2 protein-coding genes are annotated in these 1,267 nt (G+C 67.7%); both read right to left on the bottom strand.

Translation table 11 applies throughout. The annotated features are described in order from the left end of the window. Window positions 1-34: 34 nt before the first annotated feature. Window positions 35-916 (bottom strand): IS3 family transposase, encoded by an 882-nt coding sequence (locus ACLJPY_RS50110; protein ID WP_410598083.1) that lies wholly within the window; start codon window positions 914-916, stop codon window positions 35-37. Beyond that, complete coding sequence (locus ACLJPY_RS50115) at window positions 913-1,203, bottom strand: transposase (protein WP_410598084.1); 291 nt, start codon at window positions 1,201-1,203, stop codon at window positions 913-915. Before ACLJPY_RS50115 ends, ACLJPY_RS50110 begins: the two co-directional genes overlap by 4 nt. Window positions 1,204-1,267: the final 64 nt, after the last annotated feature.

Here is a 1,267-nt window from a genome sequence, read left to right on the forward strand (position 1 = left end):
GTGGAGTTGCCCCGGTGAGGCGGACACGGGTTTTTCAGGCAGCCAGGGCCTGACGGTAGCTGGTTCGGGCTTCGGCTGGGGTGTGGTGGCCGACCGTTGAGTGCAGCCGGTTGTGGTTGTAGTAGCGCAGCCAGGTGAACACATCCTGGCGCGCCTCGGTGCGGGTGCGCCAAATCGTGGTGCCGATCTCGGTCTTCAACGTGGCGAAGAAGGCTTCGGCGACGGCGTTGTCGTAGCAGGACCCGACTCGCCCGACCGACGGGCGGATCCGGTGCTCAGCGAGGGCGGTGCGGAACTGGCCCGAGGTGTACTGGACCCCGCGGTCGGAATGAAACACCGCATCGTCCCGGACAAGACCGCGGGCGGTGGCGAGGTCGATCGCGTCGCAGACCAGGTCGGTGCGCATGTGCTCGGCCATGGCGTGCCCGATGACCTCGCGGGTGTTCAGGTCGATGACGGTAGCCAGGTAGAGCCAGCCTTCGAAGGTGGGCAAGCAGGTGATGTCCCCGACCATGCGCAGCCCTGGTTTCTCGGCGGTGAAGTCGCGGCGGATCAGATCGGCCACCGGAGCGACCGGGCCGGCCGCAGGCCGGGTCAAAGCACGGCGTTTGCGGCGAGTGATCCCGGCCAGCCCCTGCTCACGCATGAGCCGCTCGACCCGCTTGTGATTCACCCGGTGGCCGCGCCGGTGCAGCTCGGCGGTGACCCGCGGCACCCCGTAAGCACCCCGGTGCTCGGCATGAATCTTCGCGATCAGCCTGACCAGTTCGGCCTCGGCCTCCGCCCGCGCAGTCCGCGTGGTTTCGGCGGCGACCCACTCGTGGAAGCCCTGCCGCCGCAGGCCCAGGACCTGGCACAACCGCTGGACGCCGAACTCGGCGCGGTGTTCGGAGATGAACCGGTAGCGGTAGATCATCGATCCATCTCGCGCGCAAAATAGGCGGCCGCTTTCCGCAGGATCTCCTTCTCTTTCTGCAGCTGGGCGACCTGCTTCCGCAACCTCTGCACCTCATCGAGGGTGGCCGGGTCCTCCGCCGGCGGGCCGGCCTCGGCGGCCTGCTTGGCCACGTTCACCCACGACCGCAGGGTCTCGTGGTTCACCCCCAGTTCCCGGGCGATCTGCCGCAACGGCCGGTCACTCGAGTTGACCAGCTCGATCGCATCGTGCCGGAACTGCTCCGGATACTTCGACCTGCGAGACACCAGGACATCCTCCCTCCAGACCACCGTCTGGAATCAAGGTGTCCGGCCCCAGGGGGCAACTCCA

Source organism: Amycolatopsis sp. lyj-23 (genome assembly GCF_046549135.1).
Classification (GTDB): Bacteria; Actinomycetota; Actinomycetes; order Mycobacteriales; family Pseudonocardiaceae; genus Amycolatopsis.